Source organism: Yoonia sp. (genome assembly GCF_036007805.1).
Taxonomy (GTDB): domain Bacteria; phylum Pseudomonadota; class Alphaproteobacteria; order Rhodobacterales; family Rhodobacteraceae; genus Yoonia.
Window position 1 is genome coordinate 1 of record NZ_DASYOK010000386.1, and the last position, 6,868, is coordinate 6,868.

Below are 6,868 nucleotides of genomic sequence, written 5' to 3' on the forward strand. Positions count from 1 at the left end.
TAGCCCGCCGTCGCGCCGAGCGTCATTCCTACGACCACCGAAATACTGATTGCGGTCATGGCTACTGACAGCGATGTACGCGCACCTTGGATGATGCGGGACATCAGGTCGCGACCGAACTCGTCCGTGCCCATCCAATGCGCGGCACTTGGCGGGCTATTTGCCTCGGGCAGATTCTGGATCGCGTAATCGTAAGGGGACAGCATCGGCGCAAAAAGCGCGCATACAACTACCAGCATTAACACTGCGGCCGACAGCCCACCACGCGGCGTGCGCACGACGCCCGAAAGGAAACGCCTCATGCTCATTTCATACCCTCACGGATCCGCGGATCCATCGCCGCTTGGACGATATCACCCAGTAGCGTGCCCAACATGACGGCGATCGCCAACATCAGCAGACAACCCTGGACCACAGGATAGTCTCGCTGGTTGAGCGAGGTGATCAACAGCGACCCGAGGCCCGGACGGGCAAAGACGAACTCCACCGCCACGGCACCCCCGAGTATCCAGCCGATCCGCAGGCTCAGGATGGTCACGACCGGCATCAGCGCATGGCGCAGCACCGACCCCAGCTCGATCCGCCAGCGCGACACACCCTTGGCATGCAACATCATCACGAAATCGCGCCGCGCGATGTCCATCATTGCGACACGCGTAACCCGCGCCACCAGTGCGACGCCCCCCAACCCGATGGTCAGCACCGGCAGGACCAATGCCGAGGCTGTTCGCGCACCCGATACCGGAAACCATCCCAGCGTGACCGCGAACAACATGATCATGAGAAGTGCCAGCCAGAAACTGGGCACGGTCGACCCCAGCAGGATGAGCGTCATGACGCCACGATCAAACCAGGTGTCGCGAAAAATGGCGGCCAGCGTGCCGGTGGCGATCCCCACGATGGTGGAAAACAGAAGGGCCAGCGACCCAAGGGCCAGCGAATGCGGCAGGTTCAGCGCGATCAGTTCAGCGACGGGACGGCGCAGGATAATCGCATCCCCCAAATCGCCTTGCAGCATCTTGCCGAACCAGTTGGCGTATTGCGCCCACAGCGGCTGATCCAGCCCATAGCGCGCGACAAGCGCCGCCTTTTCAGCCGGGGTAGCGCCTACGCGTACGATGTTGTCGATCGGATCGCCGGGCACCAGATGAACAAGCATGAAGATCACGACCGATATAGCTAGGAACACCGGGATCAGCAGCAGCAACCGCTTGATGGTAAATAACAGCATGGGGACTCCATGTTTCAGCCTTGGTCCGGATGCACCGGTGGGTGCACCCGGGGTCGGGGTTACTTGACCTCGATGTCAAGGATCGTCTGGCTTTGGAGCTGTGTCGACCGAATGACGTCCGGCACCATCAAGGCATCGCTCCTGTAAGCGTAGGACTGCACCGGCTGGTAGATCGGGGCAAACACGAACTGGGTCAGCACATATTCGTGGTAGTCCGTGAAGTTTGCCACACGTTCGTCCCAGGTACGCGACTCGGTCATCGCCTTGATACGCAATTCCTCGGCCGTTGCATCCGTCCACATGGATACGTTGGGGTAACCCAGCCGCTCGGCGCTGAAGAACCAGTCAAGGATGTCCGCGTTTTCGTAGGAATAGCTGCGGACCGCCAACTGGTGTTCCGTTTCCTTGCGATATTCGGCGTTGATGCTGGAAGGGTCCAGAACCGTGATTTCCGCCGTGAAGCCGACTTCGGCAAGCTGCGCCTGAATGACTTCGGTGATCCGGCGGAATTCGGTGCCGTTCTGGGTCCAGAGTTTGACAGTCAGCGCCGTCCCATCCTTTGACCGCGTGCCATCTGCTGCGGCGATCCAGCCGGCCTCGTCCAACAACGCCCGGGAGCGATCCGGGTCATAGCTGATGCGTAGTTCATCCTTCACGTTGCCCTCAAGTAAGGCGTCGGTCAGAAAAGTGTCGGCGACTGCCCCGATCCCGCCAAAGAGGTTTTCCAATATCTCTGGCTGGTTGACGGCAAACGCAGCAGCCTCGCGCACCCGGATGTCGTCGAACGGAGCAACGATGGTGTTGATCGGCATATAGAACAGTTCGCGCCCAGGTATGGTGACGATGGTAATATCGGTCTCACCTTCCATTGTCGCCCGGAAGTCTTGGGGTACGGACAGCAGCATGTCTACGCCGCCGGTCTTCATTTCCAGAAATGCAGTGCTGTCATCGGCGATTTCGCGGAAGGTCAGGCGCGCAATGTGGGCAGGGCCCTGGTTGACGGAAAGATCCGAGCCTGAGGTATAATCCTCGTTGCGGACCAATACGGTGTCTTGCCCGACGGTGAAGCTTTCAAGTTTAAACGGTCCCGTGCCGACGGCACCTGTGACGCCATAGTCATCGCCCATGGCTTCATAGGCTGCCGGCGAAGGCACGCCCATGAAGAAGCCGGCCATATTCGACAGCAGGTTCGGGTCTGGGTTTTTCATGGTGAACTTCACGGTCAGGTCATCAACAACCGTCACGCTTTCGATCGCGTCCGTCATAAAGGCGTTTTCGGTGTCCGAGAACTGCGGTATCCACCATGCGATCGTGTCCGCATTGAACGGCTCGCCATCGTGGAAAGTTACGCCGGGTCGCAGGTTGAACACCCACTCCATCCCGTCCTCCGTCACTTCCCAAGAGGTCGCAAGCTGGCCATGATAGCTCTGATCGGCATCCTGCAACACCATACGGTCATAAATCAGCGTCGTGGCCATATTCAGCTTGGTACCGCGGATTGGATCATAGCTTGGCGCGCCGACTTGGCGAGACGGCAGCACCATGGTGACGTCCTGGGCAGTGGCGGCAAAGCCTGTCACCAAAAAAGACGAAGACAGCAGCACCCCTGCGAGGAGGCGCGTGGTAAATGGTTTCATTGTTTTTATCCCTGTTGATTTTGGAGTAGAAATGACGCTTCAAGTATCGTTTGCATGGGGATCGCTTGGTCTGGCCGGGCCGGTCGGATCGCCGACATATCCGGTGTAGCGGCTGTAAAGCCGCGCGATTTCATTCATGCGTTCTTCGACGGAATGGCCCAGTTCCAGAAAGACGCCATTGACCAGTAGATTGGCAAGACTTGCCATCTGGGCGGCGGATTCCCAGAATAGATTGAACTCGGTCGGTACAACAAACATCTCGTCCGCATGTGTCCGGCCCCAGTCACAGAACGGGTCGGTGATCAGTGTCACCGGAATGCCTGCGCGTTTCGCGTCCTGCGCTAGAAGCTGCGCCATGCGCGAATATCGCCGCCCCTCGAATATCACGAGACAAGGCGTACCGGTTCCACCTGCCAGCAGTTCGGCAAAGTTGCCGCCCGCAAGATCCAACAAATGGACCCGGTCGCGGATGTATTGCAACTGGTTGACGAACACTTGTGCGATACCACGCTCTGTCTGGAACCCGACGGCAAAGACGGCCGAGGCAGATGCAAGGCGTTTGACCACTTTTTCCCATTCCGGCGTACCCGCCAGTTCGTAAACCGCCACAAGTGCGGCCATCTCCAGCTTCAATCCTCTTGCAAGCTGGTCAACGCCCCCACGGGACTGTTCTTCGAATTCCCGCAGGCGATCGGCAATCAGCCAAGGCCGATCACCAATATCGCGTTGCAAGTGATCCTTGAGATCGCGGAAACTCTTGTATCCTAACGTGCGGCAGAACCTGCCCACCGTCGGCTCCGACACCCCTACCTTCACAGCAAGGCTTGCCGCCGTCTCGAACGGCACCGTGTTAAGTTCCGCCAGCATGTACGAAGCGATTGCGCGGTCAGCTCTAGAACCTGCCGTCAGGCTCTCAGACAAACGATGGCGCAGCGAATCAGACATCCGGGATCGTCCTTTCTTTGATTCAATCATGTCATTAAACTTTCAAAAAACAATACTATTTTATTTTTCTTGCAAATCGGCGCTGTTGGCGTTCTGTTGGCTACGGGTAAGCAACGGCGTCCGGCTGTGACCTTGCCCGACCCGCCCGGCTTCTGGCGTGTCAGAAGACGAGGGAGAAAACCATGCAATACGACTACCTGATTGTGGGTGCAGGCATATCCGGCACGGCTGCCGCATATGAATTGGCGCTTCACGGCAGTGTGTTGCTGGTCGAGGCCGAGACGGCCCCCGGCTATCATGCCACCGGCCGGTCTGCCGCGCTGTTCACACCGCATCAGGGTACGCAGTTGGTGCAGGCCATCAACAGGGTCAGTGCCGCATTCTTTGCCAACCCGCCGGACGGCTTCGTTGACCAGCCACTTCTGTCACCGCGCGGGAACCTGACGATCGCGGAACCCGGCCAGGAAGATCGGCTTCAGGCCTTGCTGGCATTGTCCGCACCCGGCCGCGAGGTCCACGAGATCAACGCCACAGCGGTGCTGGCGATGGCACCATTGTTGCGCCCCGAACGGATTGGTGCCGCGGTCCATGAACCGGGTGTCGCGGATATCGACGTTGACTCGCTGCATCAGGGATATCTACGCGGGTTCAAGCAGCGCGGAGGAGTGCTGGTCAGCGGACAGCGTATTACCGCGCTGCGGCGCACGGGCGAATTGTGGACGGCGCAGACACCGGATAGCAGTTTTCAGGCCCGCATCATCGTGAATGCAGCGGGAGCCTGGGCCGACCATGTGGCGGTCCTCGCCGGTTCCGTTCCCATCGGACTGGTGCCAAGGCGCCGGACCGCAATCATTGTGGATGGGCCAATACGCATCGACACGCGCGCCATGCCAGCGGTCGATTTCACCTCGACAGAAGCCTATTTCAAGCCTGACGGGGGTCGTATCATGGCGTCGCTCGGCGATCAGGATCCAGTTGAAGCGCAGGACATCCGTCCGGACGAATGGGAAATCGCCGTTCTCGCCAACTGGCTACAAAATGAAACCCTCCTGACCATCCGCAGGATCGAGCATAGCTGGGCTGGCCTGCGGTCATTCGTGGCGGATGATAGCCCGGTGCTGGGTTTTGATGACGTCGTGCCGAATTTCTTCTGGCTCGCTGCACAGGGTGGCTACGGTATTATGATGGCACCTGCACTGGGCCGGGTCGTTGCCGAACTGTTGTTGAACGATAGCTGGCTCGACGATTTGGCGCAGCAAGGTGTAACCGCCAAGGATATGGGCGTTTCACGTCTGATCCGCGGACATCAGCCGGCAGTCAAGAATAGAGACACCTGATGCTTCCTATGCAGATCAGCTATGAAGACGCCATTGATTGCTTGTCCTGGACCGGTGCGGTCGCTGCCCTGCGCGCGGGGCATCAAAGACCAAAAGCACAGATTGCAGATATGTTTCTGGGGCCTTCTGAAGGCACGCTCTTGAGTCGCGGGGCCTATATTGAGGGGCTGGGCTACGGGGTAAAGTCGGTGACCGTGTTTGGCGCGAACCCGAAAACCGGAGTGCCGACAGTGCAAGGTGCGATGCTGCTTTTCGAACCGGTATACGGGCAACTGGAAGCCGTCATCGAAAGCCGCCTCGTGACCGAGATTAAGACGGCGGCGGATTCAGTGCTTGGTGCGATGTTGCTGGCCCGTCCTGACAGCAGGCACTTGCTTGTCGTCGGGGCCGGAACCGTCGCGCGCAGCCTGATTGCCGCCTACAGCGCCATGTTCCCGCAGCTGACACGGATTTCGAATTGGGCACGTCGGCCCGAGCAGGCAGAAGCACTGGCGCAGGAATTTGCAGGCAGTCGGATCCCCGTGACCCCGGTTACCGATCTGGCCAAAGCCGCAGCAGTGGCCGATATCATCAGCACCGCGACCATGGCCCGAGAGCCAATCTTGCGGGGCTGCTGGATCAAGGCGGGCACCCACATCGACTTAATCGGTGCCTACAAGAAGGACATGCGCGAAGCTGACGACGCGCTGATCGCAAGGGGAGCGCTTTTTGTCGACAGCCGCGAAACGACCATCAAACATATCGGAGAACTTGATATACCCATCAGTCGAGGCGTCATCTCAGCTGACAGCGTTCTCGGGGATCTCTATGATCTGACAGCCATAAGCCCTCCAAGACGGCGAGGCTCGGACATAATCACCATATTCAAGAATGGCGGCGGCGCGCATCTGGATCTAATGATTTCAGCTTACATCAGGCAAGCTCAATCAGATCACAATCTAGAATGACAGATTATCGGAAAGTAATGCCATGATGCTGGCCAACTGATTTAGGCCAGAGACATGGAGATGATTTACGACAGTTTGTGGTTTCGCAAATTCCAGTTTTGCAGCACTGTTGCAAGTCACGGCAGGCTTTGTGGCTCGCCGCTTGAGCATAGTGCTGAGCATGCATCTCCGCGATTTCACAGCCGGCTCTGCGCCCTCCATGTCGCCCATGCTGCAGCCGCGAAGGGTCATAGGGTGGACGATGTAACCGGCAGAATCTCCGCACAGCCGTCACTCGCCGTCTAAAATGCTGCGCGATGCACGAACGGCAGGTTTGGTGAAGCTGCGCCGCGGCATCCGCGATACTGATGGAGGGCAGCTTTGGGCCGGTTTGTCTCGATGGGCGACCAAGGTTCGCAATTTTGCAAATGGCGCTATCTGCGCATAGCTTCCACTCAACCCTATCGACCCGGTCGGCGTTCCTGACGGAATTTGTCAGATGACGGCAGTCAGCCCGAAGCGGACACGGTCGTCCCGACGTTCGCGCTTGCAGAATTTGACTAGGAGGGCGGATTCCGGAAGTTCGCTGCACGTGAGACAAGCTATTCGCAGGATGCAGGAAACAGACATTGGTTTTCCTGTTCTCAATTGGAAGCTGGTGCCATATTGGGTTGTCAGAGATGAAAAGCGATACCGTTTTCAGGCCGACGCGGCATCGCCGCTCTTGCCCCCACTCCGGCTGCGCATCCTCAAAGGGAAGCCCATTTTGAAGGCACCACGGCGGTGCTGTCC

The 6,868-nt window shown here is 58.5% G+C and carries 6 protein-coding genes; 2 read left to right on the top strand and 4 right to left on the bottom strand.

The window, feature by feature from the left end:
- The 4 genes from VGP75_RS20425 to VGP75_RS20440 all read right to left on the bottom strand — a co-directional run.
- Window positions 1–302, bottom strand: a 302-nt coding sequence (locus VGP75_RS20425) for an ABC transporter permease (RefSeq protein WP_414727826.1), incomplete at its 3' end; no start/stop codon positions are given.
- Between the two features lie 2 nt (window positions 303–304).
- On the bottom strand, window positions 305–1,231 hold the full coding sequence (locus tag VGP75_RS20430; RefSeq protein WP_327545395.1) for an ABC transporter permease: 927 nt from the start codon (window positions 1,229–1,231) through the stop codon (window positions 305–307).
- A gap of 59 nt (window positions 1,232–1,290) precedes the next feature.
- Window positions 1,291–2,868, bottom strand: coding sequence for an ABC transporter substrate-binding protein (locus VGP75_RS20435; RefSeq protein ID WP_327545396.1), 1,578 nt, complete (start codon window positions 2,866–2,868; stop codon window positions 1,291–1,293).
- A gap of 39 nt (window positions 2,869–2,907) precedes the next feature.
- Window positions 2,908–3,813 carry a MurR/RpiR family transcriptional regulator gene (locus tag VGP75_RS20440; protein ID WP_327545397.1) on the bottom strand — a complete coding sequence of 302 codons (906 nt, stop codon included), beginning with the start codon at window positions 3,811–3,813 and terminating at the stop codon, window positions 2,908–2,910.
- A gap of 182 nt (window positions 3,814–3,995) precedes the next feature.
- Between VGP75_RS20440 and VGP75_RS20445 the strand changes: the two genes are divergently transcribed.
- Both VGP75_RS20445 and VGP75_RS20450 read left to right on the top strand, forming a co-directional pair.
- Window positions 3,996–5,150: an NAD(P)/FAD-dependent oxidoreductase gene (locus VGP75_RS20445; protein WP_327545398.1), complete on the top strand. Its 1,155-nt coding sequence runs from the start codon at window positions 3,996–3,998 to the stop codon at window positions 5,148–5,150.
- Window positions 5,150–6,097 (top strand): ornithine cyclodeaminase family protein, encoded by a 948-nt coding sequence (locus tag VGP75_RS20450; protein WP_327545399.1) that lies wholly within the window; start codon window positions 5,150–5,152, stop codon window positions 6,095–6,097. Before VGP75_RS20445 ends, VGP75_RS20450 begins: the two co-directional genes overlap by 1 nt.
- Window positions 6,098–6,868 lie beyond the last annotated feature (771 nt).